We start from the raw sequence: 25,223 nt of genomic DNA on the forward strand, positions 1-25,223 counted from the left end.
CGCATCAGGCGTAGGCGTAGCGGCCGCCCTTCTCCAGCGCCGCGCGATAGGCCGGCAGCGCGTGGACCTTCTCCAGCCACGCGATCGTCGCCGGGCGCGAGGCGTCGAGGCCGGCGCGGCTGCGCGCCGCCTCGATCGGGAAGCTCATCATGATGTCGGCGGCGGTCATCACCTCGCCGGCGAACCACGGACGCTGCGCCAGCTCCGCCTCGACATAGTCGAGGTGGACGTCGATCATCGGCTGGATGCGCTTGACCGCCGCCTTGCCCATCAGCGGGATGCGGCCGAGTACCAGCTTGAGCAGCAGCGGCGGCATCATCGAGCCTTCGGCATAATGGAGCCAGAACCGGTAGCGCAGCACCGATTCGCGATGCGCCGGCGGCCCGAGGCGGCCATCCGCCTTCTCGACGAGATATTCGACGATCGCCCCCGTCTCGGCGATCACCCGGCCGCCGTCGGCGTCGAGGTCCTCGATCACCGGCGACTTGCCGAGCGGATGAACGCGTTTCAGCTCCGGCGGCGCGAGCATCGTCTTGGGATCGCGTTCATATCGCTTGATCTGATAATCGAGCCCCAGCTCCTCGAGCATCCACAGGATACGCTGCGAGCGGCTGTTCTCGAGATGGTGGACGATGATCATATTGTCTCCCCTGTCGCGCGGGCGGTCCATAGCCATGCCGCAGCAGGGAAATCCACAACGCTGCCATTTCGTTGCGCGGCCAGCGCCGCGCGCAGCCGGGCGAGAAGCGCCGGGCGGTCTGCCGGGGCGGCGTCGCGCAACCGCGAGGCGGCGGGGCCGATGCGGGTCAGGAAGGCGACGGCATCCTCGACGGGATCGTCGCCCTCGCCGACGCGATAGGCGAAACGGACCAGCGTCGGCGTCGCCTCGGCCCAGCCGGCGTTGGCGAGGATAGCGGCGCATCGATCGCGATCGGCGAACGCGAACGGGCCGGGGACATAGCCGGATGCGCCTTCGGCCGCGGGGGTGACCAGTGTCGCCCAGGGATTGTCGGCAACCGCGGCGAAGCAGCTGAACACGATCCGGCGGCCGGAGCGGGTCGCACCCCGTAGCCGGGCGAAGGCGGCGACGGGATCGGCGAAGAACATGACGCCGTGGCGCGAGACGAGCAGGTCGAGCGGCGCGAGAGCGGCGGCGGTGTCGAGCGCGTCGCCGATGCGGAAGGCGAGATTGGCGTGCCGATGACGCGCCTCGGCGACGGCAAGCAGGTCCGCCGACAGGTCGGCACCGGTGACATGCGCGTCCGGTCGGACGGCGGCGAGTGCGGCGGCGGTGGCACCGGCGCCGCAGCCGATGTCGAGCGCGGCGAACGGGCCGGCGGGCGCCGCGGCGCGGATCGCAGCGTCAAGATGGGGAGCGAGGCCAGCGAAGGCACGGTCGGTGTTGCGCCATTCCTCCGCCCAGACGGTGCCGACACGCGCGCTCCAATCCAAAGCGGTGGTCACGGGGACGAACTCCTTTCCGACCGCTGCCGATGTGCGACCCCGTCGCGACCGGCAACATGGACAAGTTGGACACCTTAATGGAAACGATCCGGGTTCATCGTTTCCATTCTTGGATCATTGCCCGGTATCCCCAACGCAAAAGAACCCGCCGTTACCGGCGAGTTCCCTGCGAAGCGTCTGGCGGATCGCCCGCATCAGATGTCGTCGTCGGCTTCCGGACCGGCCATCATCTCCTCGGCGACCTTTTCGGTGCGCTGGCGGATCGCCTTTTCGAGGCGGTCGGCCATTTCGGGATGTTCGCGCAGATAAGTCTTCGAATTCTCGCGACCCTGGCCGATGCGGACGCTGTCGTAGCTGAACCAGGCACCCGATTTCTCGACCAGCCCCGCCTTGACGCCGAGATCGAGGATCTCGCCGATCTTGGAGATGCCCTCGCCGTACATGATGTCGAACTCGACCTGCTTGAACGGCGGCGCGACCTTGTTCTTGACGACCTTGACGCGGGTGGCGTTGCCGGTGACCTCTTCCTTGTCCTTGATCGCGCCGGTGCGGCGGATGTCGAGACGGACCGAGGCGTAGAATTTCAGCGCGTTGCCGCCCGTCGTCGTCTCCGGGTTGCCGTACATCACGCCGATCTTCATGCGCAGCTGGTTGATGAAGATCACCATGCAGCGCGAGCGGCTGATCGAACCGGTCAGCTTGCGCAGCGACTGCGACATCAGACGGGCCTGCAGGCCGACGTGGCTGTCGCCCATCTCGCCCTCGATCTCCGCGCGCGGCACGAGTGCGGCGACCGAATCGACCACCAGCACGTCGATCGCGTTCGAGCGGACGAGCGTGTCGACGATCTCGAGCGCCTGTTCGCCGGTGTCGGGCTGCGACACGATCAGCTCGTCGATGTTGACGCCGAGCTTCTTGGCATAAACGGGATCGAGCGCATGTTCGGCGTCGACGAAGGCGGCGGTGCCGCCGCCCTTCTGCGCCTCGGCGATGACGTGCAGCGCGAGCGTCGTCTTGCCCGACGATTCGGGGCCATAGACCTCGATCACGCGGCCGCGCGGCAGGCCGCCGACGCCGAGCGCGATGTCGAGACCGAGCGAGCCGGTCGAGATCGTCTCGACCTCCATCGACTGTTTCGCGCCGAGCTTCATCGCCGAGCCCTTGCCGAAGGCGCGGTCGATCTGGGCCAGCGCGGCGTCGAGCGCCTTCTGCCGGTCGGTGGATGCGGTTGCCATGCCGGTGTCGATCACTTTCAGATTGGCGGCCATCGGGAGGTTCCTCGCTAGAGCAAGCGCGTCGCCGGGGCAACGCGTCTGTTTCGCTATGTACGACGTTTGTTCCTGCGGAACAAGAGGGGAACGGCAGGATTGTGATCCTTTATCGGATCGCCGCCCCGCTTCTCGAAGCCTGAATTCAGGTCAGGATCGTCGCCAGCGTCCACCAGCCGCGCGACGACGCGTGTTTCGCCGCCGTATCGCGTGCCTCGACCGACTCGAACAGCGCGAAGCAGGTCGCGCCGCTGCCCGACATGCGCGCCAGCCGCACGCCCACCGCCGCATCGAGCAACGCCAGCACCGCGGCGATCGCCGGCGCGATCGCCACCGCCGGCGCCTGCAGGTCGTTGCGCCCCGCCAGCGCCCGCGCGAGCAGATCGCCGTCGGCGGCGATGCCGCCGCGATCCACGCCATCCCAGCGGCCGAACACCGCCGCGGTGCTCACCGCGACGCCGGGATTGACCAGCAGCAGCGGCATCCCCGCCAGGCCGTCTACCGGCAGCAGCGCCTCGCCCTTGCCCGTGCCGAGCGTCGCGCGGCCGAGCAGGCAGGCGGGGACGTCCGCACCCAGCGCCTCGGCGATGACGAACAGCCGCGGGTCGTCGGGCGCGATGGCATGGAGCCCGGCGAGCGCACGCAGCGTCGCCGCGGCATCGGCCGAGCCGCCGCCGATCCCCGAGGCGATCGGCAGATGCTTGTCGAGCGTGATCGCATGCGGCTGCGCGATATCGAACGCCGCGCGGAAGGCGTGCGCGGCGCGAATCACCAGATTGTCCGCCTCCGGGGCGCCGGCGAGCGCCGCGGCGAACGGCCCGGTGATCGCAAACCGGTCGGTCGCGTCAGGCACCACGGTCACGGTGTCGCCGTCGGCGGCGAAGACGAACAGCGTCTCCAGATCGTGATAGCCGTCCGGGCGGCGGCGACGGACGTGGAGCGCGAGGTTGATCTTCGCGGGCGCGGGCTCGACGATCATTTGCGCGGCAATCCCTGCGCGGCCTTGGCGGCGAGCCGCGTCGCATCGTCGGCCGAGGCGGTCAGCGCCGCGGCACGCCAGGCGTAGCGCGCCTCGTAGCGGCGGCCGCGCGTCCAATAGAGGTCGCCGAGATGCTCGCCGATCTCGGCGTTGATCGGATCGCCCGCGGCGGCGCTTTCGATCAGCGGCTGCGCGCGGGTAACGTCGCCACCGATGAAATAGGCCCAGCCGAGCGAATCGGCGATCGAGGCATCGTCGGGCTTCAACGCATGCGCGCGTTCAAGCATCGCAATGGACTGCGGCACGTCGACGCGCCGCTCCGCCTGCGCATAGCCGAGATAATTGAGTGCGAGCGGTTCGCGCGGCGCGATCGCCACCGCTTTCTGCAAAGCGATGCGCCCCGCCGGCCAATTACCCGCCTGTTCGAGCGCGCCGCCATATTGCAGCCAAGCGCTCCACGCGGTCGGATCGGCGTTGACGACGCGGCGATACCAGTCCGCTGCCTCGCGATGGCGGTTCATCGCGCTGAGCTGGTCGGCATAGGTTTGCCAGTCGCTCTCGCCCGCCCCTGCCCGCTCGGCACCGCTGCGGGCGAGCGCCAGCGCGTCGTCGGGGCGGCCGGCGGTGGTGAGGATGCTGATCCGCGTCGCGGCGGCGGTCGAGGCATAGGCGCTGGCCGGGCCGATGCCGTCGAGCGTCGCCAGCGCGCGCGGGATCGCCTTGTCCTTGGCGAGTGCGGCGGCGAGCAGCAGCCGGGCGCGGTCGTTGGCGGGCCAGGCGATCACCGCGGTGCGCGCGAGCGCGATCGACAGATCGGTCGCGTCCTGATCGGCGAGGTCGCCGGCGATCCGGCCGAGCAGCCGCGACACGCCGAACCCCAGCGTCGGCTGCGCGGCATCGCCGGCGCGGACCGCCGCGAACACCGGATCGCCGCCGGCGAGCAGCGCGCGCGCGCGATCCGTTTCGCCGCGGCCGAACAGCAACTGGCCCGCGGACAGGCGCAGGTCGACCGGCGATCCGGTCTCGCGCAGCGCCTGGACAGTGGCGAGCCCCTGGGTGGTGTCGCCGCGCGCGATCTGGAGCAGCGCCGCGGTCTCGGCGGCGAGCCGCTGGCTGACCGGGTCCTTGCCCGCCCGCGCGATCTGCGGCGCGGGATCGTTGCCTTGCGCGAAGGCGATCCATCCACGCAGCGACGGGACCAGCACCGCCAGCGGCGTCGAAGCGAGCGCATCGGTCGCTGCGCTCGCGCCGGCGAAGTCCTGTTTCGCCGCCGCGACGGCGAGCGGCAGCAGCGGCAGTTCGGCGGGCGCCTCCGGCCGGCCGCGCAGCACCGCGGCGGCGCGGGTGGCGAGCGCGACATCGCCCGCCGCCAGCGCCTCGCGATAGGCGCGCAGCGCGACCGCGGTGCTCGCCGGCGCGGCGGCAAGCGCGCGGGCGTAGCCGGCGGCGGCGATATCGACCCGCCCATCGGCATCGGCGGCGCCGGCCTTCAGATATTCGGCAAGGTGGCCGGTGTCGGCCGCCGCCGGAAGGACCGCGCCGAGGCCCAGCAGCGACGCGAGGAACAGGCGTTTACATGTTGGGATAATTGGGGCCTCCACCACCCTCCGGCACCACCCAATTGATGTTCTGGGTCGGGTCCTTGATGTCGCACGTCTTGCAGTGGACGCAGTTCTGCGCGTTGATCACGAACTTGGGATCACCGGTGTCCTGGCCCACGATCTCGTAAACGCCGGCCGGGCAATAGCGTTGCGCGGGTTCGTCGTAGAGCGGCAGGTCGTATTCGACCGGCACGTTGGGGTCCTTGAGCGTCAGATGGACCGGCTGGTCCTCCTCGTGGTTGGTGTTCGACAGGAACACCGAGGAGAGGCGGTCGAAGGTCAGCACGCCGTCGGGCTTGGGATAGACCGGCGGCTTGACCAGATCCTTGCGCCACAGGCTCTCGTGATCGGGATGATGCTTCATCGTGAACGGCATCCTGAGCCCGAAATGTTCGAGCCACATCGTCACGCCGGCAAGGCCCGAGCCGAGGAAGTCGCCGAACTTCTTGACCAACGGCACGACGTTGCGGACGACCGACAGCTCCTTGTGCAGCCACGACGTCTCGAATGCCGCCGGATAGGCGGCGAGTTCGTCATGCTCGCGCTGCGACAGGATCGCCGCGACCGCGGCCTCGGCGGCCATCATGCCCGACTTCATCGCGCCATGCGTGCCCTTGAGCCGCGGCACGTTGAGGAAACCCGCCGAACAGCCAATCAGCGCGCCGCCGGGGAAGACCAGCTTCGGGATCGACTGCAACCCGCCGTCGTTGATCGCGCGCGCGCCGTAAGAGACGCGCTTGCCGCCCTTGAGGATCGCCGCGATCTCCGGATGCGTCTTCCACTTCTGCATCTCCTGGAAGGGCGACAGATAGGGATTGGTATAATTGAGCCAGGTGACGAAGCCGAGGCTGACCTGCCCGTTCGCCTGATGATAGAGCCAGCTTCCGCCGTTGGCGTCGTCGCCGAGCGGCCAGCCCTGCGTGTGGATGACGCGGCCGGGGCTGTGCAGCGCGGGATCGATGTCCCACAATTCCTTGATGCCGAGGCCATAGACCTGCGGCTGGGCGTCCTTCGCCAGATCGAAGGTGCGGATCGCCTCCTTGGTGAGGTGGCCGCGCACGCCTTCGGCGAAGAAGGTGTATTTGGCGTGGAGTTCGAGGCCGGGGGTATAATCGGATTTGTGCGTGCCGTCGCGCGCGACGCCCATGTCGCCGGTGGCGACGCCCTTCACCCTGCCCTGTTCGTCGAACAGGATCTCCGCCGCGGCGAAGCCCGGGAAGATCTCGACGCCCAGTTCCTCGGCCTTGCCCGCCAGCCAGCGGCACAGATTGCCGAGGCTGCCGGTATAGGTCCCCTTGTTGTGCATGAACGGCGGGGTGAGGAATTCGGGCAGATTGCGCTTCTTGGTCGCGGTGAGCACCCAATGATGGTTCTCGGTCACCGGCACCTCGGCGAGCGGACAGCCGTCCTCGCGCCAGTTCGGCAGCAGCTCGTCGAGGCTGCGCGGATCGATCACCGCGCCCGACAGGATGTGCGCGCCGACCTCCGAGCCTTTCTCCAGCACGCAGACCGACAGGTCCGCGCCCTGTTCGGCCGCGACCTGTTTGAAGCGGATCGCCGCCGACAGGCCCGCCGGGCCGGCGCCGACGATCACCACGTCATAGGGCATCGATTCGCGTGTCGACATCATTCCACTCCCGGCACCATCCGCGGTGCGTCACGCTTGTATGTTGTCGGCGGCGGCAAAAGCGTTCAGGCGCACGACGACAACGGCTCGTCTCCGGCCCGCGATCGGACAAGTTGACGCAAACGTCAACCTGGAGAAGGATCGTCGCAACAAAAAGGAATAATGTGGGGGCCGATCAGCATATCGACTGGATGAGCAGCGTCGGCAGCGCGCTCGACTGGTGGCAGGAGGCGGGCGTCGACACGCTCGTCGAGGACGTTCCGCGCGACTGGCTGAGCCAGCCGATGCCGGCGCCCGCCGCCTTCGCCGCCGCAGCCACCGCCGCCGCGGTGCCGGCCGCCCCCGCCGCCGCGGCGATGCCCGACGCGCTCGCCGATTTCATCGCGTGGCGGCTGGGCGATGCGGTGCCCGAGGTCGAGTGGCGCGGCGTGTCGATCGCCGCCAGCGGCCCGCCCGACGCCGCGATCATGGTCCTGGTCGACTGCCCCGACAAGGAGGACGGCGAGGCGGGCACGTTGCTGAGCGGTGCGGCCGGCGCCCTGTTCGACCGGATGCTCGCCGCGATCGGCCTGTCGCGCGAGACGATCCACCTCGCCGCGGTGTGCGCCAAACGGCCCGTCGCCGGGCGGATGCCGCGCGATACCGAGACGCGTCTGTCCGACATTTCGAAGCATCATATCGGCCTGGTCGCGCCGAAAAGGCTGCTGCTGCTCGGCAATGCGGCGAGCCGTGCCATTCTGGGGGCGGAAATGCCGGGGACGCGCGGGTCTTTGCATTCATTTAACCATAAGAGCGGAGAGACCGGGGTCGTCGCCAGCTTTCACCCGCGCTTCCTGCTCGAGAAGCCCGTGGCGAAGGCGGAGGCCTGGAAGGATCTGCAATTGCTGATGGGAAACCTGCCCACATGACCCGCACGCTCGCGCTGACCCTGGCGCTGATCGCGCTGCCCGCCGCCGCGCACGCCGCCGGGCCGTCCGAACCCGCCGGCGACGCCAGGCTGCCCGCCGCCGCCGCGCCCGCCGATCGCATCCCCGATCAGCTCGATACGGTGCAGCGCGACGGCTATCGCGCGGTGTTCCAGGCGATCCGCGACGGCAAATGGCAGGACGCGCAGCTCGGCCTCGACGCGATGAAGCCCGGCCCGCTCCATGCCATCGCGCGTGCCGAGCTGTTCACCGCCAAGGGCTCGCCGCGGGTCGAGATGGAACCGCTCGTCGCGTTGCTCAACGAAGCGCCCGAGCTGCCCGAGGCCGAATCGCTCGCCCGCCTCGCCAAGGCGCGCGGCGCGGTCGAGCTGCCGCCGCTGCCGCAGGCGCAGCGGCTGATCTGGCAGGACGGCGCCCCCCGCCGCGTCCGCGCCAAGGCCACCAAGAGCGACGAGATCGCCGCCGAACTGGCGCTCAAGATGCAGCCGTTCGTCAAGGCCGACATGGGGGCGGAGGCGCAGGCGCTGCTGGAGACGACGCCGGGCCTCACCGTCGAGGCGCAGACCGAATGGCAGGCGAAGGTCGCCTGGATGTATTTCCTCACCGGTGACGACGTGAACACGCGGGCGATGGCGGCGAAGGCCGCCGCCGGCTATGGCGACTGGGCGGTGCAGGGCCGCTGGACCGGCGCGCTCGCCGCCTGGCGGCAGAACGATTGCGCCGCAGCGGAAAGCGGCTTCGAGGGCGTCGCCGCGCGCGCGACCGACGTCGACCTGCGCGCCGCCGCGCTGTATTGGACGTCGCGCGCCGACATGGTCTGCGGCCGCCCCGACAAGGTGCAGGCGCGGCTGCAATCCGCGGCGCAATTCTCCGAGAGCTTCTACGGCCAATTGTCGCGCCAGGCGCTGCTGATCAAGGACAAGGGCAAGCCGTCGACGCAGATCGTCGCCGCCGACTGGGCGCGGCTCGACAAGCGGCCCAACATCCGCGTCGCCGCCGCGCTCGCCGAGATCGGCGAGACCGACCTCGCCGACACCGTCGTGCGCCAGCAGGCGCGGATCGGCGACCCGTCGGAGTTCGGCAGCCTCGTCCGCGTCGCCGAGGCGCTGAGCCTGCCCGCCACGACGGTGTGGCTCGCGCACAATTGCCCGCAGGGCGTCGTCGCCACCGCCGAGGCGCGCTATCCGACGCCGAACTGGACGCCGTCGAGCGGCTGGCGCGTCGACAAGGCGCTCGTCTACGCGCACACGCTGGAAGAAAGCGGCTTCCGCAACAAGGTGGTGAGCCCGGCCGGCGCGTACGGCCTGATGCAGATCATGCCCGCCGCCGCAACCGATTATTCGCGCGAACGCGGCCTGCCGCTCGACAAGACCGCGCTGACCAAGCCCGCCACCAACATGGATATCGGCCAGCGCCATCTCGAACGGCTGCGCGACATGGCCGGGGTGACCGGCGGGCTGCTGCCCAAGGTGATCGCCGCCTATAATGCGGGGCCCCGCCCGGTCGGCGACTGGAACGCGATCGTCCACGATAACGGCGATCCGCTGCTCTATATCGAGAGCATCCCGTATTGGGAGACGCGCGGCTATGTCACGACGGTGCTGCGCAATTACTGGATGTACGAGGCGCAGGGCGGCCGCAAGGCATCGGTCAGCCGCTCCGCGCTGGCGCAGGGCCTGTGGCCGCGCTTCCCCGGCCTGCCCGGCGCCGCGGCGGTCCGCATCGCGGGACGCCCGAGCAACACCGCGATCGCGGTGAACGGCAGCGTGAGCCCGCAATCGCGGACGGTGACGGGGAACTGAGGCGGAGGGTCGCGTTAAGGCCGGACGTATCCAATTCCTCCCCCGCCAGGGGGAGGAATAAGCGAGCAATCCTTCGTCACGGCTCGTGAGCTTGCCTCATCTCCTTCCTGCGGTATGGTTCGGTCCGATGTGGGATGACCCCCGCGCGCCATGGGAAAGGACGAATCGATGCTCGGCGGGATGCAGGATTTCGAGCTGCGGGTATCGACCCTGATCGATCACGCCGCACGCGAGCACCCGACCCGCGAGATCGTCACGCACTGGGCCGACGGCAGCGAGACGCGCAGCGACTGGCGCACCCTGTCGCACGACGCCAAGCGGCTGGCACAGGCGCTCGAACGGCTCGGGGTGCGGCCCGGCGAGCGGGTGGCGACGCTGGCGATGAACCACGGCAACCATCTCGCCGCCTGGTATGCGACGATCGGCATGGGCGCGGTGATCCACACGATCAACCCGCGGCTGTTCGACGATCAGCTCGTCTATATCGCCAACCATGCCGAGGATCGCGTGTTGCTCTACGATCGCGCCTTCCAGCCGATCGTGGACCGGCTGCGCGCGCGATGGACCAGCATCGACCGTTATGTGGTGATGGACAGCGACGGCGCCGACGGCGTCGCCGCGCTGATCGCGCCCGAGGATGGCGATTATGCCTGGGTCACCGGATCGGAGCGCGAAGCCTGCATGCTCTGCTACACCAGCGGCACCACCGGCCATCCCAAGGGCGTGCTCTACGACCACCGGTCGATCCTGCTCCACGCGCTGCTCGTCGCCTCGCCCGCGGTGCTCGGCCTGTCGTCGGCGGCGGTGCTGCTGCCGGTCGTGCCGCTGTTCCACGCCGCCGCCTGGGGTACGCCGTTCGCCGCACCGCTCGCCGGGGCGAAGCTCGTCTTCTCCGCGGTCAACGACGCCAGGGTGCTGTGCGATCTGATGAACCGCGAAGGCGTCACGATCTCGTCGGGCGTGCCGACGGTGTGGCTGGCGATGTTCGCGCATATCGACGCGACCGGCGAGACGCCGCGCGCGCTCAGGATGGCGACGATCGGCGGCTCGGCGGCGCCCCGCGCGATGATCGCGCGGCTGATCGACATGGGCGTCGAGGTCAAGCATCTGTGGGGGATGACCGAGACCTCCCCGGTCGCCACCGCCGCCGCACCGCCGCCGGACTGGCCGAGCTGGCCGCGCGACCGCCAACTCGACCTGCTCACCAAACAGGGCAGCGTGCCTTATGGCGTCGAGCTGGTCGTGCGCGACGACGACGGCACGCCGCTGCTCCGCGACGGCACCAGCGCGGGGCGGCTGCACATCCGCGGCCCGTGGGTGATCAAACGCTATTTCCGCGCCGAGGCGGATGCGATCGACGCCGACGGCTGGTTCGACACCGGCGACGTCGCGGTGATCCACCCCGACGGCACGATGCAGATCACCGACCGGTCGAAGGACGTGATCAAATCGGGCGGCGAGTGGATCAGCTCGGTCGAGCTGGAAAATGCCGCGATCGGCTGCCCCGGCGTCGCCGAGGCGGCGGCGATCGGCATCGCGCATCCCAAATGGGACGAACGGCCGCTGCTCGTCGTCGTCCGCAAGCCGGGCAGCGACGTCAGCGCGCGCGCGATCCTCGACCATCTCGCCGGCGTGGTGGCGAAATGGTGGCTGCCCGATGGGATCGCGTTCGTAGATACGCTGCCGCACACCGCGACGGGCAAATTGCTCAAGACCGCGCTGCGCGAGCAATTCCGGGACTATCGGTTCGCGGAAACGAAGTGACCGATCCCCTCCCCGGCTGCGTGATCGCCGAAATCGCAATCATCGGCTGACATTTCCCGGCTGGTGCCTACAATCCCCTTATGGCGATCGGACTGGATAATGCGGGCTTCAGCGACGCGCTGGTGATCCTGGGGGCGGCGGGGCTGGTGATCCCCGCCTTCGCGCGCTTCCGGGTCAGCCCGATCATCGGCTTCATCCTCGTCGGCATGCTCGTCGGCCCCGACGGGCTCGGCGCGCTGACCGGCCGCGCGCCGTGGCTCTATTACCTCACCATCTCCAACCCGCATTCGATCGAGCCGTTCGCCGAATTCGGCATCGTGCTGCTGCTGTTCTCGATCGGGCTCGAACTCTCGTTCAAGCGCTTGTGGTCGATGCGCGCGCAGGTGTTCGGCACCGGACCGGCCGAGCTGATCGGCTCGGCGGCGCTGATCGCGGTGGCGGTGCATCTGCTCGGCCAGGATTGGGGCGGCGCCGCCGGCCTCGGCCTCGCGCTGGCGCTGTCCTCGACCGCATTGGTGCTGCCGCTCGTCGGCACGACCAGCCCGGTCGGCCGCGCCGCCTTCGCGATGCTGCTGTTCGAGGATCTCGCGCTGGTGCCGATCATCTTCGCGCTCGGCGCGATGGCGCCGACCGCCAGCCCCGACGGCTGGGTCGGCATCGCCGGCGTCGCGTTGCGCGGGCTGGCGACGGTGGTGGTGATGTACCTCGGCGGCCGGCTGGTGCTGCCGCGCCTGTTCGCACAGGCGGCGCGCACCAAGAGCCCGGAACTCTTCCTCGCCGCCTCGCTGCTCGTCGTCATCACCGCCAGCGTCGCAACCACCGCCGCCGGCCTGTCGCCGATCGTCGGCGCGTTGCTCGCCGGGCTGCTGATCGCCGAGACCGAATACCACACCGAAGTCGAGGTGATGACCGCGCCCTTCAAGGGCCTCGCGCTCGGCGTCTTCCTGATCACCGTCGGGATGAGCGTCAACCTGCGCGAGGTGCTGGCCAATTGGCCGTCGCTGCTCGGCGCGGTGGTCGCGGTGGTCGGGGTAAAGGCGGTCGTCACTTATCTGCTGCTCCGCGTCGCGCAGACCGGGCGCGGTATCGCCGCCGAGACCGGGCTGCTGATGGGCAGTCCGTCGGAGACGACGCTGATCGTGCTCGCCACCGCGGCGCAGGCGCAGCTCATCCTGCCGTCCACCGCCGCCTTCTGGCAGACGGTGACCGCGATCGGCCTGACGATCACGCCGCTGCTCGCCAAGGCCGGCCAGCGCTTGTCGCGCGGGATCGACCGCTTCACCCCCGGCGACGGCCTGCCCGAGGACGCGCTCGGCGAGGGGCCGGGTGCGGTGGTGATCGGCTTCGGCCGCGTCGGGCGGATGGTGTCCGACATGCTCGCGGTCCACGGCCAGCGCTATATCGCGGTCGAGGCGGATATCGACACCGTCGCCGAGGCGCGGCGCAGCGGCCATCCGGTGCTGTTCGGCGATATCGCGCGCGGCGATTGGGTCGAACGGCTCGACCTCGCCCGCGCCCGCGCGCTGATCCTGACGATGGACGATCCGGTGCTGACCGTGCAGCTCACCCGGCGGATGCGCGCGCTCGCCCCCGATCTGCCGATCATCGCCCGCGCCCGCGATCCGCGCCACGCCGCCGAACTCTATCGCGCCGGCGTGACCGACGCGGTGCCGGAAACGCTGGAGAGCTCGCTGCAATTGTCCGAGGCGGTACTGGTCGACCTCGGCGTCGCGATGGGACCGGTGATCGCCTCGATCCACGAGAAGCGCGACGAACTGCGCCAGTCGATCCGCGCCGAGGCGGAGATCGACCGCGAACCCCGCATCCGGCGCGTCCGGCGGCTGGGGGAAGCCGTGCCGGGCAAGGTGTGAACGGTCCTACCATCACGCCGTTCGCCCTGAGCCTGTCGAAGGGCAAGTGAGTCTCAAGACACTTCGACAAGCTCAGTGCCAACGGCGGCAAAAACCGCCGCTCATGTATACAGGTCGACAACCTCCGCCCCCTCACCGACCGCCTCGAGCAGCAGCGTACGATGGCAATGTTTCGGGTCGCGCTCGAAGCAGAGCAGCGCGCTCGGCGTCTCCGCAGCCAATCCCAGCATGATGGCGGCAGCCGCCTGCGCCTCGGGCAGTTCGAGTTGCTCCTCATACACCGCCTCCAGCGTCGCCACGTCGCCCTTCTTGGCGGCGTCGCGCCCGCGCTTGGGGGTGCCGAGCGCCTTGAGGTGGACATAGGCGATCCCCGCCTCGGCGAGGCTGGCGGCGAGCGAGGATTTCGAGAAGCCGGGCCGCCGCGACAACGGCAGCGCGCGCACGTCGATCACCCTTTTCACCCCCGCACGGTGCAAAGCGGCGAGGAAGTCGGCCATCGTCGTGGCTTCATAGCCGATGGTGTAGATCGTGGTCATGCCGGCCGAACGCACGAGCCGACCGCCGCGTTGCCCGCCGCCGCGGTGCGGCCTAAGGCACCCATATGACCCATGATATCCATATCGTCGGCGGCGGCCTCGCCGGTTCGGAAGCCGCCTGGCAACTCGCCGAGGCGGGTTATCGCGTCCGCCTGTCGGAGATGCGCGGCTCGGGCGAGCGCACCCCCGCGCATCAGACCGACCATCTCGCCGAACTCGTCTGCTCGAACAGCTTCCGCTCGGACGATGCGGAGGCCAATGCGGTCGGCCTGCTCCACCAGGAGATGCGCGCGATGGGGTCGCTGATCATGCGCCAGGCGGACGCGCATCGCGTTCCCGCCGGGTCGGCGCTGGCGGTCGACCGCGACGGCTATTCCGCCGGCGTCACCGCGGCGCTTGCCGATCATCCCAACGTCACGCTCGTGCGCGAGCGGGTCGACACGCTGCCGGAAGGGCCGGCGATCCTCGCCACCGGGCCGCTGACCGCGGCGGGCTTGGCGCAGGCGATCGGCGGCGCGACGGGGGCGGAGGCGCTCGCCTTCTTCGATGCGCTCGCCCCCATCGTCCACGCCGACACGATCGACATGGACGTCGCGTGGAAGGCGTCGCGCTGGGACAAGGGCGAGGCCGATTACATCAACTGCCCGATGGACAAGGAGCAATATCTCGCCTTCCACGCCGCGCTGATCGCCGGCGAGAAGACCGAGTTCAAGGATTGGGAAAAGGACACGCCCTATTTCGAGGGGTGCATGCCGATCGAGGTGATGGCCGAGCGCGGGCTCGATACGCTGCGCTACGGCCCGATGAAGCCGGTCGGCCTCGACAATCCCCGCACCGGGCGCTGGCCCTATGCGGTGGTCCAGCTCCGCCAGGACAATGCGCAGGGCACGCTGTGGAACATCGTCGGGTTCCAGACCAAGCTGAAGCACGCCGAACAGGTCCGGCTGTTCCGCACCATCCCCGGCCTGCAGAATGCGGACTTCGCACGGCTCGGCGGGCTGCACCGCAACACCTTCATCCGCTCGCCCGAGCTGCTCGACCCGACGCTGCGGCTAAAGAGCCGCCCGAACCTGCGCTTCGCCGGCCAGATCACCGGCTGCGAAGGCTATATCGAAAGCGCCGCGATCGGCCTGCTCGCCGGCCGCTTCGCCGCGGCGGAATCGGCGGGCGAGACGCTCGCGCCGCCGCCGGTGGAGACCGCGCTCGGCGCCTTGCTCGGCCATATCACCGGCGGCGCGGAGGCCGAGACCTATCAGCCGATGAACGTCAATTTCGGGCTGATGCCGCCGATCCCCGGCCGCACCAAGAAGGCCGACCGCAAGCGCATGTATACCGATCGCGCGCGCACCGCCTTCGCCGGCTGGCTCAACTCTCCTCCGCCGGCGCCGCAGCCGGCGGACATTTCGGCCGGGACGATGGCTTCCGCTTGACCGCGGTGGTGGCGAATTCGGCGGCGTCCATCGCGCCGGATTGGTCATGGTCCGCGGCGACGAACTTGGCGGTCGCCTTGGCCGCCCATTCGTCGAAGTCGAGCCGGCCGTCGCCATTGGCGTCGAGCTTGGCGAAGCCCTTGCGCCGGTTGGCGAGATATTCGTCGCGCGTCACCTTGCCGTCCTGATCCCGGTCGTAGCGCGCGAAGCGTTTCTGCTCGCGCGTCGCCTCGGAGGCTTCGGGCACCGGGTCGGCGTCGGCCGTGCCCCCGACGGGCGCCGCCGCCGCCGCCTGCACCGCGGGCTGCGCGGGCAGCAGCGCCGGTCGTACCGATCCGCCGAACAGCATCACGCCCCCCGCCACCGCCGCGAGCACCGCCGCACCGATCGCCCAATATCGCCACATCATACGTCCCCCTCTGTCTCAGCCCTCGCTCATCCCAGCGACAGGCCGCGCGGCGGGTCCGGCCAGCGGCCCCCCGCCCCACGCGCCACATCGCGCCGGGGATCGAGCCATTTGCCCAATTCGCCTGCGTCGATCGTGCTCGAGCGATCGCGATCCGCCGCGTCGAACTGCGGATCGGCCCATTCCCCCAGATCGAGCCGGCGGTCGCCATCGGCATCCAGCCGGGCGAACGCCGCCCGCGCGGCGGCGCGATATTCGTCGCGCGACAGCACGCCGTCGCGGTTACGATCGTGCGCGGCCAGCCGGGCATGCGCGGCCGCCGCGGCATCCGGCGAGGTCGGCGGCCACGCCGGCCTGTGCAGGGTTTCCGCGGGCGGCACGGTCGACGGTCCATCGGCGTGCAGCACCGCGACCAGGCCGACGCTACAGCCGACGAGTAACGCCACCTCTTCCATCAGCCGTCGCCGCATCGCCGAGTCCCCCGCCGCAAGTCGAGGCTAGCATGGCGAGCGGTCACCGCAAATGTTCATCGACCGGTTATTCTAAACCGCCCTACCTTCAAAGCCTTGGCAAGTGCCGATCCGGGGGCGGCATCCAGCCGCGCGATCAGGCTCAACACACCGATCGGGCGCAGCTTTGCTGGCCAAGGCGCTGAAAAAGCTTGCGACAACTCGCGCTGCGCGGCGTCTGCTGCGAGTCCGGCCGCCGCCGGCGCGGACAAATGCCCGGCGAGATCGGCGAGCGCCCAGCCCCGCCCCGCCGGTGCGAGTAGCGGCGAGTCGCCCCCGAGCACCACCGCCGCCGCCGCGAACAGACCGCCCCCCCGCGCCTCGGCGTGACGGTCCAGCGTCTCCGCGGCAAGCGGATCGGACACGATCAACTCCTCCCACCCGTCGATCATTCCCGCCACCCGCGCTCCGCTCACCCCCGCCGGCAGCAGATGCCGCTGGACGTCGCGCAGCAACGGCTCGGCAGGCGCCGGCTCGCGATCGAGCTTGGTCAGCGCCTCGTGCCACCACGTCAGCCGCATCTGCCCGACCATCGGCTCCCGCGTCGCGCGGACGATCCCGGCAAGACGGCTGTCGAGCGCGAAGAGCGCCTCGATCGGCGGGCGCGCGGGCGCGGCGGCAACGAGCAACGCAAGCGCGCGGCCGTCGGTGGCCGCCTGCGGCCCATTGGCGCGTGGATCTTCGTTAACCATGCCGTTTGACTGCGATTTCATACCACCCGGTTAACTGGGAATGTCCAACAGAACAAACGAGAGCCGATTTCAGGCCATGTCCACGTCGCGGTCGTCCTCTTCCCCCGGTCTCCTGACCCGGCTGCGCCGCGACATCCGCGGCAACACGCTGGCGATCATGGCGGCCGCGTTGATCCCCTTGATCGGGTTCGCCGGATCGGCGGTCGACATGGCGCGACTGTACGTCGTCAAAGTGCGGCTTCAGCAGGCCTGCGACGCCGGCGTGCTCGCCGGGCGCAAGGCGATGATCGACACGCAGATGTCGACGCCGCTCGAAACTGCCGCGGCGACGCAGGCGACCGCCTTCTTCAACAACAATTTCCGTCCCGGCTGGTATCAGAACCGCAACGTCAGTTTCTCGACCAGCAAGGCGTCGGTGAACACCACCGCCGGCGTCGCCAATGCGGTCAGCGGCACCGCCTCGACAACGTTGCCGATGGCGCTGATGCAATTTTTCGGGGTGAGCGCGCGGACGCTGACGGTCACCTGCCAGGCGGTATTCGATGTCGGCGATGCCGACGTCATGTTTGTGCTCGACATCACCGGCTCGATGAACTGCTACCCCAGCGATCCGGCAACCTGCGGCAATGCGACGGAAAAGCCGGCCTATGGCTGGGGCAATGCGATCACTTATTCGAAGATCGAATCGCTGCGCCAATCCGTTCTGCTCTTCGACAATACGATGCGGTCGAGCACCGATCCGTCGACGCGCATCCGCTACGGGTTCGTGCCCTACGCCTCCGCGGTCAACGTCGGCCGGCTTATCCCCGCGCAATATCTCCAGCAGAGCTGGACCTACCAGAGCCGCCACCTCTCACCGCTGATCGGCGCGGTCGGCTGGGGCGGCAGCGACAAGATGCTGCCCGGCGATTATGCCCCCTATCAGCTGCTTGCCGTCCCCTTTTCGCTTTCCAACATCCCCAAGGCGATGTGCGTTGCGCAGCGCTACCCGGCGACCGGCTTCACGACGAGCGGACCCAATTGGAACACCAATTATCCACAGGCGATGAAATATTACAACGTGAGCTGGAGTGCCTCGTCGGGCGGGACATGTTCGGGCTGGCAACAGCCGCTCCGCCCCTATTGGCGCTACGAGCCGGTGCAATGGGATGTTTCGCAACTGCTCGGCACGATCAACGGCGGCACGGTCGCCGACCCGACGCGGTTCGACGGGTCCACGTCGGGCTGGAAGGGCTGTATCGAGGAACTCAACACCTCCAAGGGTGCAACCTTCGACGTGAACGCGCTGCCCGACGACCTCAACCCGGACGTCATCCCCGCGGCGTCGACGAACAAGTGGCGGCCGCTGTGGCCGGATGTCGTCTACCAGCGCAACAACACCGGTTTCCAGGATATCACCGACGAGAACACCAACGACAACAGCAACAGCTATCGCGCCGGCTATTCGCTCGCGAACAGTGCCTATACGGCCTGCGGCATGCAGGCGCAGCGGCTGACCGTCATGAGCGCGCAGGACGTCAATGATTACGTCTACAATAGCGACTTCAAGGCGGTGGGCGGCACCTATCACGACGTCGGGATGATCTGGGGCTTGCGGATGCTGTCGCCCAACGGCGTGTTCGCCGCAGATACCAGCGCGCGACCAGGACGGCCCGCGCCGTCGCGCAACATCGTCTTCATGACCGATGGGACCATGTCGCCCAACGGGGAGATCTATGGCCAATATGGTGTCGAGGACTGGGACAATCGTACCGGCGGCGCAAATAACGACAATCAGGATTATGCCAATCACACCGCGCGCTTCCGCATCGAATGCGATGCGGCCAAGAAGCGCGGCATCAGCATCTTCGTCGTCGCGCTCGGCACGAGCATCACCCCGGACCTGACCTATTGCGCGTCCCCCGGCCAGGCGTTCCAGGCGAGCAGCACCGATGCGGTCAAAGGTGCGTTCCGCACGATCGCACAGCGGCTGGCGATGCTGAGGATCAGCCAGTGAGACGGCGGCTGCGCACGCTCGCAGCCAACGCCCGCGGCGCCACGATCATCGAATTTGCGATGGTCGTGCCGGTTATGCTGCTGCTGATCATGGGTCTGGGCGACATCGCCTATCAGGCCTATCTGCAGGCGGTGTTGACCGGCGCGGTGCAAAAGGCGGGGCGCGACGGCACGATCCAGAACAATGCCTCGGCGAATGCGGGCACGACGCTGGACCAGCGGGTGATGAGCCAGGTCGTCGGCGTCGCCAGGACGGCGACGGGCACCTCGTCGCGCAAGAGCTTCGGCCAGTTCGGCTATATCGCCGCGGAGCCGTTTCAGGACAACAACAACAATGGCGTGTACGACGCGGCGACCGAATGCTTCACCGACGTGAACGGCAACGGCACCCGCGATCTGGATCCGGGCATCGCCGGCCAGGGCGGCGCGAATGACGTCGTCGTCTACACGATGACCGTGCAATTCTCCCGCCTGTTCCCTTTGGCGAAGATGATCGGCTGGCCGCAACGCGCGACGATCAGCGCGACGACGATCCTCAAGAACCAGCCCTATGCGACACAGGCCGGCCCGACCGCGCAGCTGGTGTGCCCGAAATGACGACGATTCGGATCCGGCGGCGGGCACGCGACCTTGCCCGAGAGACGGGCGGCCTCGCGCTGCTCGAATTCGCCCTGACGCTGCCGCTGGTGCTCGGCATCGGCGCCTGGGGCACGGAGATGGCCTGGCTGGCGATCACCAACCTGCGCGTCAGCCAGGTCGCGCTCAATCTGGCCGACACCGCATCGCGCGTCGGCGTGATGGGCAACAGCGGCATCACCCAGTTGCGCGAGGCCGACATCAACGACGTGCTGACGTCGGCACGGCTGCAGGGCGCAGCGCTCGATCTCACCAATCGCGGCCGCATCACCATTTCGAGCCTCGAACAGCTGACCGCCGGCAGCCAATATCTTCATTGGCAGCGCTGCCTCGGCAAACGCAGCGGCACGGGCTACGATTCGACGTACGATCGCAGCAAGGGCACGATGGATCGCGGCGATGGCATCGGCACCGACGCGAGCAGCGCCGGCGTAGCGCAGCCCGACGGCATGGGCGACACGAGTGGCACGAAGGTGAACGCCCCGGTCGGATCGGCCGTGATGTATATCGAGGTCAGCTACGATTACCGGCCGATCTTCAGCGCGGCCTGGGTGCCCGGTGGCGCGGCGGTGACTCGCATCCGCTACACGGCCTCCTACGTCGTCCGCGACCGGCGCGATTTCACCCAGATCTACAATCCCAACCCCGCCGCGACGCAATATTTCTGCGACCTCTATACGGCGAATTGACCGTAATGTGGCGCTCCGCCAGGCGGGGCGTCGCCGGACCGCAACGCAAAAGGCCGGGCACGATGGCCCGGCCTTTCCCGATGCAGCGAACGAAAACCGTTCACGCCACCGCGATCAGACGATCTTCTTCACCGTGGCGACGACGCGCTTGGCGTCGATCAGCGCCTTCTTCTCGAGGTTGGCGGCGTAGGGCAGCGGCACGTCCTCGTTGGTGACGCGCAGCACCGGCGCGTCGAGATCATCGAACCCCTCTTCCATCACAATCGCGGTGATCTCCGACGCGATCGAGCAGGTCGGCCACCCCTCTTCCACCACAACGAGGCGGTTGGTCTTGGCGAGGCTCTTGAGCACGGTGTCCTTGTCGAGCGGGCGCAGCGTGCGCAGGTCGATCACCTCCGCCTCGATGCCCTCGCCCGCCAGCGTCTCGGCGGCTTCGAGCGCGAGGCCGACGCCGATCGAATAGCTGACCAGGGTGACGTGCTTGCCCTCGCGCATGATCCGCGCCTTGCCGATCGGCAGGACGTAATCGTCGAGCTTGGGAACGTCGAACGATCGGCCGTACATCAGCTCGTTCTCGAGGAAGACGACCGGGTCTTCCGACCGGATCGCCGCCTTGAGCAGGCCCTTGGCGTCGGCCGCGTCATAGGGCGCGATGACGATCAGGCCGGGGACACTGGCATACCAGGGCGCGTAATTCTGGCTGTGCTGCGCGCCGACGCGGCTCGCCGCGCCGTTGGGGCCGCGGAAGACGATCGGGCAGCGCATCTGGCCGCCGGACATATAGTTGGTCTTGGCCGCCGAATTGATGATGTGGTCGATCGCCTGCATGGCGAAGTTGAACGTCATGAATTCGATGATCGGCTTCAGGCCGCCCATCGCCGCGCCGGTGCCGACGCCGGCGAAGCCATATTCGGTGATCGGCGTGTCGATGACGCGGCGGTCGCCGAACTCGTCGAGCAGGCCCTGGGTGACCTTGTAGGCGCCCTGATATTGCGCGACCTCCTCGCCCATCACGAAGACGCGGTCGTCCTTGCGCATCTCCTCCGCCATCGCGTCGCGTAGCGCTTCGCGGACGGTGGTCTTCACCATCTCGGTGCCTTCGGGGATCGCCGGGTCAGCCACACCCTTCTTCTCGGCGGAAGCGACGAGCTTCTGCGTACCGCTCTCCTGCTCGGCCGCCGCGGCGCCCTCCGGCATCGGCGGTGCGGCCTGGTCGGTCGCCTCGTTCTTGGGCGCGGGATTGGCGCCCTCGCCCGCGGTCGAGCCGGCGGTGGTCGCCGCATCGGCGCTTTCGCCGTCTTCGAGCAGCACGGCGATGACGTCGCCGACCTTCACATTGTCGGTGCCCTCGGCGACGACGATCTTGCCGATCGTGCCTTCATCGACGGCCTCGAACTCCATCGTCGCCTTGTCGGTCTCGATCTCGGCCATGATGTCGCCGGACTTGACGGTGTCGCCTTCCTTGACGAGCCATTTGGCGAGCGTGCCCTCCTCCATCGTGGGGGAGAGGGCGGGCATCTTGATCTCGATTGCCATCTTAGTACGTCTCCACCAGCACGTCGGTATACAGCTCGGCCTCGGCGGGCTCGGGCGTGCTTTCGGCGAAATCGGCGGCTTCGTTCACGGTCTTGCGGATCTCTTGTTCGATGGTCTTGAGGTCGGCCTCGGTCACGCCCTGCGCATCGAGCAGCTTCTTGACGTGCTCGATCGGATCGGACTTGTCGCGCACCCCCTGCACTTCCTCGCGGCTGCGATATTTGGCGGGGTCGGACATCGAATGGCCGCGATAGCGATAGGTCTTCATCTCGAGGATGACCGGCCCCTTGCCGGCGCGCACCCAGGCGAGCGCCTCCTCGGCGGCACCGCGGCAGGCGAGCACGTCCATGCCGTCGACCTGGATGCCGGGGATGCGGAAGCTCTCGCCGCGGCGATACAGCTGGTCCTCGGCCGAGGCGCGGTTGACGCTCGTACCCATCGCATATTGGTTGTTCTCGATCACGAAGATGATCGGCAGCTTCCACAGCTCGGCCATGTTGAAGCTCTCGTACACCTGGCCCTGGTTGGCCGCACCGTCACCGAAATAGGCGAGGCAGACGCCACCGTCGTTGCTGTACTTGTGACCGAAGGCGAGACCGGTGCCGAGCGACACCTGCGCGCCGACGATGCCGTGGCCGCCGTAGAATTTATGCTCGGTCGAGAACATGTGCATCGAACCGCCCTTGCCGCGGCTGATGCCGGCGGCCCGGCCGGTCAATTCCGCCATGATGAGCTTGGGATCGATGCCGTAGGCGAGCATGTGGCCGTGATCGCGATAGCCGGTGATCACCGAGTCCTTGTCGCCGTCCAGCGCCGACTGCAGGCCGACCGCGACCGCTTCCTGACCGATGTAGAGGTGGCAGAAGCCGCCAATGAAGCCCAGGCCGTACAGCTGGCCGGCCTTTTCCTCGAACCGGCGGATCAGCAGCATGTGCTTGTAGAAATCGAGCAATTGCTCCTTGGTCGCCTCGAACGGCTTGGGATCGGCGGGACGCTCGCGATTGGTGAGCGGTACGGCGGGAGGAGCAGGCGATTTGGCCACGTATTACCTCAACGGTCCTGGGGGATGTGGCGCTGCCTATAGTCCCCCTTCTGCCCGAACATCAATTCCCTGAGGCAAGAAGGTCGTGCGGGACCGGGATGGGACCGATCCGATCGCATCCCGCGCGGCACCCGTCGATCCGGACGTGCTCCGAGGTCCATGCCGCGGCGAGAAGAAGAATCTGAGGCGAAACCGTTCCCTGCAGCCCCGTGGACCCCGTACAAGTTCGCGACCTCTGCAAAACACCGGATGTACCCCGGCCCATCCGTCTCCGCCAATCTAGCCCGCGGCGCGGCGTCCGTCGGGTTCGTGGGCGTGGACGCGGGCGAGCGCTTCGCCCTCCAGCTTGGCGAGATCGGCGAGCGTCTGGTCGAGCGTGTCGCGCTGCTGCTCCAGCTCGGTGATGCGCTGGCGCACGCGCTCGGCGAGCGCGCGCATCTGTTCGAGATGCTGCGGATCGGCGTCGTAGAGGTCGAGGAATTCGGCGATATCGGTCAGCGAGAAGCCGAGCCGCTTGCCGCGCAGGATGAGCTGCATCCGCGCGATCTCACGCCGGCGATAGACCCGCGTCGTCCCGATCCGGGACGGTTCGATCAGTCCCTTGTCCTCGTAGAAGCGCAGCGTCCGCGGCGTGATGCCGAGCATGTCGGCCACCTCCTGGATTCCCTGCAGGTCTCCGCCCTCGTCCATCATCCGCTCCCCGACGCCTACCCCTGCCCGACCGCTTATCGCGCCGCCTTGGCGAGTTCCTCCTCGACAAGCTCCTTCTTGGAAAGCTTGCCGATCAAGGTCTTGGGAAGAGTGTCGCGGATTTCCACCTCGCGGGGAAGCTCGATCTTGCTGATCTTGTCGCGCAGGAAATCGCGCAATTCCGCCGGCGTCGCGGCGCCGGGCGGGTTGAGCACGACGAACGCCTTGGGCGCCTGGCCGCGATGCGCGTCGGCGACGCCGATCACCACCGCCTCGACCACCGCGGGGTGTTCGTACAGCGCCTCCTCGATGACGCGCGGATAGACGTTGTAGCCGCCGCACAGGATCATGTCCTTGATCCGGTCGACGATGAACAGATAGCCGTCGGCGTCGAGATAGCCGACGTCGCCGGTGCGCAGCGCGCCGTCGGCGAACGCCGCCTCGGTCTCCGCCGGCTTGCGCCAATAGCCCGACATGATCTGCGGCCCGCGCGCGCAGATCTCGCCCTTCTCGCCCGCCGGCACGATCTGCGCCGGGTTTTCTCGGTCGCGGATCTCGATCGTCGTGCCGGGGAACGGCAGGCCGGCCGAGCCTTCCTTGTTCACCCCCTCGAACGGGTTGCAGGTGATGATCGGCGAGGCTTCGGACAGGCCATAGCCCTCGACCAGCTTGGCGCCGGTGTTGGTCTCGAACGCATGCCGCACCTCGACCGGCAGCGGCGCGCCGCCGGAGATGCAAACCTTGATCGCCGACAGATCAGGACGCTGCTCGGCCGACAGATTGGCAAGCGCGTTGTAGATCGTCGGCACCGCCGGGAAATAGGTCGGGCGGGTGCGCTTGAGCGTCGCCAGCAATTGCTTCAGTTCGAAGCGCGGCAGCAGGATCATCTCGGCGGCGACGAGCGTCGAGAAGGTCAGCACGTTGGTCAGCGCGAAGACGTGGAACAGCGGCAGTACGCCGAGCACGCGATCCTGATCGGGCACCTCGCCGCCGCAATGGACCAGCATCGCATCGGTATTGGCGACGATATTGGCATGGCTCAGCATCGCCGCCTTGGGCACGCCGGTGGTGCCGCCGGTATATTGCAGTACCGCGACCTCGTGCGGGTCGACCGCGACCGATTCGGGCGTGCCGCCCTTCGCCATGAAGTCCGCGTAATAGAGGTGGCGGGCGCTCGCCGGCGCGCGGCCGATCTCCTTGCGCTTGACCAGTTTGTAGCCGAGTTTCTTGAGCCCCGGCAGCACGTCGGCGATCGGGCAGCTGATGACGTGGCGGATGCCCGTCTCGCCCGCGACCTTGAGCACGCGCGCCTGGATGTCGGCGATGTCGCAGGTGGCGATGATCTCGGCGCCCGAATCCTCGATCAGATGCGTCAGCTCGCGCTCGACGTAGAGCGGGTTGACGTTGACGACGATGCCGCCCGCCTTGAGCGTCGCGTAGAACAGCACCGGATAATACGGCGTATTGGGCAGGCACAAGGCGACGCGCGTCCCCTTGACGACGCCGAGCGCCTGCAACGCCGCGGCGGCGCGATCGACATCGGCGGCGAGCGCACCCCAGGTCGTGATCCGCCCCATGAAGTCGACCGCCGGCCGATCGGGAAAGCGCGTCGCCGACCGGGCGAGCAGGTCACCCAGCAGCCGCGGCTGCGCGACCAGCGGCACGCCGTGCCGGACCGCCAGCGGCGCGGCAACAATGGTGCTCGTGTCTCGGCTCGCGTCGTCGCTCATCCGTCCATCCTCTCATCATATCCATCGAGC

Annotated in this window: 22 protein-coding genes; 8 read left to right on the forward strand and 14 right to left on the reverse strand. The window is 68.4% G+C overall.

The window, feature by feature from the left end; all coding sequences use genetic code 11:
* Positions 1–4 precede the first annotated feature (4 nt).
* The 6 genes from ACLBWH_RS02000 to ACLBWH_RS02025 all read right to left on the reverse strand — a co-directional run bounded on the left by ACLBWH_RS02000 (position 5) and on the right by ACLBWH_RS02025 (position 6,939).
* Complete coding sequence (locus tag ACLBWH_RS02000; RefSeq protein WP_447796404.1) at positions 5–640, reverse strand: glutathione S-transferase family protein; 636 nt, start codon at positions 638–640, stop codon at positions 5–7.
* Complete coding sequence (locus tag ACLBWH_RS02005) at positions 637–1,464, reverse strand: methyltransferase domain-containing protein (RefSeq protein ID WP_447796405.1); 828 nt, start codon at positions 1,462–1,464, stop codon at positions 637–639. Before ACLBWH_RS02005 ends, ACLBWH_RS02000 begins: the two co-directional genes overlap by 4 nt.
* A 194-nt stretch (positions 1,465–1,658) precedes the next feature.
* Positions 1,659–2,732 carry a recombinase RecA gene (gene recA / locus ACLBWH_RS02010; protein ID WP_038658396.1) on the reverse strand — a complete coding sequence of 358 codons (1,074 nt, stop codon included), beginning with the start codon at positions 2,730–2,732 and terminating at the stop codon, positions 1,659–1,661.
* Between the two features lie 145 nt (positions 2,733–2,877).
* Complete coding sequence (locus tag ACLBWH_RS02015; protein WP_447796407.1) at positions 2,878–3,711, reverse strand: 4-(cytidine 5'-diphospho)-2-C-methyl-D-erythritol kinase; 834 nt, start codon at positions 3,709–3,711, stop codon at positions 2,878–2,880.
* A complete protein-coding gene (locus tag ACLBWH_RS02020; protein ID WP_447796409.1) occupies positions 3,708–5,312 on the reverse strand; it encodes a tetratricopeptide repeat protein in 1,605 nt (534 codons plus the stop codon). Before ACLBWH_RS02020 ends, ACLBWH_RS02015 begins: the two co-directional genes overlap by 4 nt.
* On the reverse strand, positions 5,284–6,939 hold the full coding sequence (locus tag ACLBWH_RS02025; protein WP_447796411.1) for an electron transfer flavoprotein-ubiquinone oxidoreductase: 1,656 nt from the start codon (positions 6,937–6,939) through the stop codon (positions 5,284–5,286). Before ACLBWH_RS02025 ends, ACLBWH_RS02020 begins: the two co-directional genes overlap by 29 nt.
* Positions 6,940–7,103: 164 nt before the next feature.
* Here ACLBWH_RS02025 and ACLBWH_RS02030 point away from each other — a divergent pair, with 164 nt between their 5' ends.
* The 4 genes from ACLBWH_RS02030 to ACLBWH_RS02045 all read left to right on the forward strand — a co-directional run bounded on the left by ACLBWH_RS02030 (position 7,104) and on the right by ACLBWH_RS02045 (position 13,302).
* Positions 7,104–7,847 (forward strand): uracil-DNA glycosylase, encoded by a 744-nt coding sequence (locus ACLBWH_RS02030; protein WP_447796412.1) that lies wholly within the window; start codon positions 7,104–7,106, stop codon positions 7,845–7,847.
* Positions 7,848–8,677: 830 nt separating this feature from the next.
* Complete coding sequence (locus tag ACLBWH_RS02035) at positions 8,678–9,667, forward strand: lytic transglycosylase domain-containing protein (protein WP_447796693.1); 990 nt, start codon at positions 8,678–8,680, stop codon at positions 9,665–9,667.
* Positions 9,668–9,835: 168 nt separating this feature from the next.
* Entirely contained in the window at positions 9,836–11,431 is a 1,596-nt protein-coding gene (locus tag ACLBWH_RS02040; protein ID WP_447796414.1) for a long-chain fatty acid--CoA ligase, read from the forward strand.
* 80 nt (positions 11,432–11,511) lie between these two features.
* Complete coding sequence (locus tag ACLBWH_RS02045) at positions 11,512–13,302, forward strand: cation:proton antiporter domain-containing protein (RefSeq protein WP_447796416.1); 1,791 nt, start codon at positions 11,512–11,514, stop codon at positions 13,300–13,302.
* 101 nt (positions 13,303–13,403) lie between these two features.
* On the opposite strand, the gene ACLBWH_RS02050 is transcribed toward ACLBWH_RS02045, so the two are convergent.
* Positions 13,404–13,838, reverse strand: coding sequence for a DUF488 domain-containing protein (locus tag ACLBWH_RS02050; RefSeq protein WP_447796418.1), 435 nt, complete (start codon positions 13,836–13,838; stop codon positions 13,404–13,406).
* 65 nt (positions 13,839–13,903) lie between these two features.
* Between ACLBWH_RS02050 and trmFO the strand changes: the two genes are divergently transcribed.
* The gene (trmFO, locus tag ACLBWH_RS02055; RefSeq protein ID WP_447796420.1) at positions 13,904–15,268 is read left to right on the forward strand and encodes a methylenetetrahydrofolate--tRNA-(uracil(54)-C(5))-methyltransferase (FADH(2)-oxidizing) TrmFO; all 1,365 of its coding nucleotides are present in this window, start codon (positions 13,904–13,906) and stop codon (positions 15,266–15,268) included.
* On the opposite strand, the gene ACLBWH_RS02060 is transcribed toward trmFO, so the two are convergent.
* From ACLBWH_RS02060 to ACLBWH_RS02070, 3 genes are read right to left on the reverse strand one after another with little or no spacing between them, the layout of a single operon-like run.
* A complete protein-coding gene (locus tag ACLBWH_RS02060; protein ID WP_447796695.1) occupies positions 15,204–15,674 on the reverse strand; it encodes a histidine kinase in 471 nt (156 codons plus the stop codon). The genes trmFO and ACLBWH_RS02060 overlap by 65 nt on opposite strands.
* Positions 15,675–15,703: 29 nt before the next feature.
* On the reverse strand, positions 15,704–16,144 hold the full coding sequence (locus ACLBWH_RS02065) for a hypothetical protein (protein ID WP_447796421.1): 441 nt from the start codon (positions 16,142–16,144) through the stop codon (positions 15,704–15,706).
* A 56-nt stretch (positions 16,145–16,200) separates the two neighbouring features.
* Positions 16,201–16,875 carry a squalene/phytoene synthase family protein gene (locus ACLBWH_RS02070; RefSeq protein ID WP_447796422.1) on the reverse strand — a complete coding sequence of 225 codons (675 nt, stop codon included), beginning with the start codon at positions 16,873–16,875 and terminating at the stop codon, positions 16,201–16,203.
* 76 nt (positions 16,876–16,951) lie between these two features.
* On the opposite strand from ACLBWH_RS02070, the gene ACLBWH_RS02075 reads away from it, so the two are divergent.
* From ACLBWH_RS02075 to ACLBWH_RS02085, 3 genes are read left to right on the forward strand one after another with little or no spacing between them, the layout of a single operon-like run.
* Positions 16,952–18,871: a TadE/TadG family type IV pilus assembly protein gene (locus tag ACLBWH_RS02075; protein ID WP_322847916.1), complete on the forward strand. Its 1,920-nt coding sequence runs from the start codon at positions 16,952–16,954 to the stop codon at positions 18,869–18,871.
* On the forward strand, positions 18,868–19,467 hold the full coding sequence (locus tag ACLBWH_RS02080) for a TadE/TadG family type IV pilus assembly protein (protein ID WP_447796424.1): 600 nt from the start codon (positions 18,868–18,870) through the stop codon (positions 19,465–19,467). Before ACLBWH_RS02075 ends, ACLBWH_RS02080 begins: the two co-directional genes overlap by 4 nt.
* Positions 19,464–20,195: a TadE/TadG family type IV pilus assembly protein gene (locus ACLBWH_RS02085; RefSeq protein ID WP_447796426.1), complete on the forward strand. Its 732-nt coding sequence runs from the start codon at positions 19,464–19,466 to the stop codon at positions 20,193–20,195. Before ACLBWH_RS02080 ends, ACLBWH_RS02085 begins: the two co-directional genes overlap by 4 nt.
* A gap of 114 nt (positions 20,196–20,309) precedes the next feature.
* Here the strand turns inward: ACLBWH_RS02085 and ACLBWH_RS02090 are convergent, their stop codons facing one another.
* From ACLBWH_RS02090 to ACLBWH_RS02105, 4 genes are all read right to left on the reverse strand, one after another.
* Complete coding sequence (locus ACLBWH_RS02090; protein ID WP_447796428.1) at positions 20,310–21,731, reverse strand: pyruvate dehydrogenase complex E1 component subunit beta; 1,422 nt, start codon at positions 21,729–21,731, stop codon at positions 20,310–20,312.
* Position 21,732: 1 nt separating this feature from the next.
* Positions 21,733–22,773 carry a pyruvate dehydrogenase (acetyl-transferring) E1 component subunit alpha gene (gene pdhA / locus ACLBWH_RS02095; protein ID WP_322847912.1) on the reverse strand — a complete coding sequence of 347 codons (1,041 nt, stop codon included), beginning with the start codon at positions 22,771–22,773 and terminating at the stop codon, positions 21,733–21,735.
* 279 nt (positions 22,774–23,052) lie between these two features.
* A complete protein-coding gene (locus ACLBWH_RS02100) occupies positions 23,053–23,463 on the reverse strand; it encodes a MerR family transcriptional regulator (RefSeq protein WP_416222372.1) in 411 nt (136 codons plus the stop codon).
* A 35-nt stretch (positions 23,464–23,498) separates the two neighbouring features.
* Positions 23,499–25,193, reverse strand: coding sequence for a long-chain-fatty-acid--CoA ligase (locus ACLBWH_RS02105; protein ID WP_447796431.1), 1,695 nt, complete (start codon positions 25,191–25,193; stop codon positions 23,499–23,501).
* Positions 25,194–25,223: the final 30 nt, after the last annotated feature.

The organism is Sphingomonas sp. M6A6_1c (genome assembly GCF_053345135.1).

Coding starts and splice junctions, on each gene's coding strand:
- ACLBWH_RS02085 (WP_447796426.1), top strand. CDS start 19,464: ATGACGACGATTCGGATCCGGCGGCGGGCACGCGACCTTGCCCGAGAG.
- ACLBWH_RS02050 (WP_447796418.1), bottom strand. CDS start 13,838: ATGACCACGATCTACACCATCGGCTATGAAGCCACGACGATGGCCGAC.
- ACLBWH_RS02035 (WP_447796693.1), top strand. CDS start 8,678: ATGGTCTGCGGCCGCCCCGACAAGGTGCAGGCGCGGCTGCAATCCGCG.
- ACLBWH_RS02015 (WP_447796407.1), bottom strand. CDS start 3,711: ATGATCGTCGAGCCCGCGCCCGCGAAGATCAACCTCGCGCTCCACGTC.
- ACLBWH_RS02075 (WP_322847916.1), top strand. CDS start 16,952: ATGTCCACGTCGCGGTCGTCCTCTTCCCCCGGTCTCCTGACCCGGCTG.
- ACLBWH_RS02100 (WP_416222372.1), bottom strand. CDS start 23,463: ATGGACGAGGGCGGAGACCTGCAGGGAATCCAGGAGGTGGCCGACATG.
- ACLBWH_RS02090 (WP_447796428.1), bottom strand. CDS start 21,731: ATGGCAATCGAGATCAAGATGCCCGCCCTCTCCCCCACGATGGAGGAG.
- ACLBWH_RS02045 (WP_447796416.1), top strand. CDS start 11,512: ATGGCGATCGGACTGGATAATGCGGGCTTCAGCGACGCGCTGGTGATC.
- ACLBWH_RS02105 (WP_447796431.1), bottom strand. CDS start 25,193: ATGAGCGACGACGCGAGCCGAGACACGAGCACCATTGTTGCCGCGCCG.
- ACLBWH_RS02000 (WP_447796404.1), bottom strand. CDS start 640: ATGATCATCGTCCACCATCTCGAGAACAGCCGCTCGCAGCGTATCCTG.
- ACLBWH_RS02025 (WP_447796411.1), bottom strand. CDS start 6,939: ATGTCGACACGCGAATCGATGCCCTATGACGTGGTGATCGTCGGCGCC.
- ACLBWH_RS02065 (WP_447796421.1), bottom strand. CDS start 16,144: ATGCGGCGACGGCTGATGGAAGAGGTGGCGTTACTCGTCGGCTGTAGC.
- recA (WP_038658396.1), bottom strand. CDS start 2,732: ATGGCCGCCAATCTGAAAGTGATCGACACCGGCATGGCAACCGCATCC.
- ACLBWH_RS02070 (WP_447796422.1), bottom strand. CDS start 16,875: ATGGTTAACGAAGATCCACGCGCCAATGGGCCGCAGGCGGCCACCGAC.
- trmFO (WP_447796420.1), top strand. CDS start 13,904: ATGACCCATGATATCCATATCGTCGGCGGCGGCCTCGCCGGTTCGGAA.
- ACLBWH_RS02040 (WP_447796414.1), top strand. CDS start 9,836: ATGCTCGGCGGGATGCAGGATTTCGAGCTGCGGGTATCGACCCTGATC.
- ACLBWH_RS02060 (WP_447796695.1), bottom strand. CDS start 15,674: ATGTGGCGATATTGGGCGATCGGTGCGGCGGTGCTCGCGGCGGTGGCG.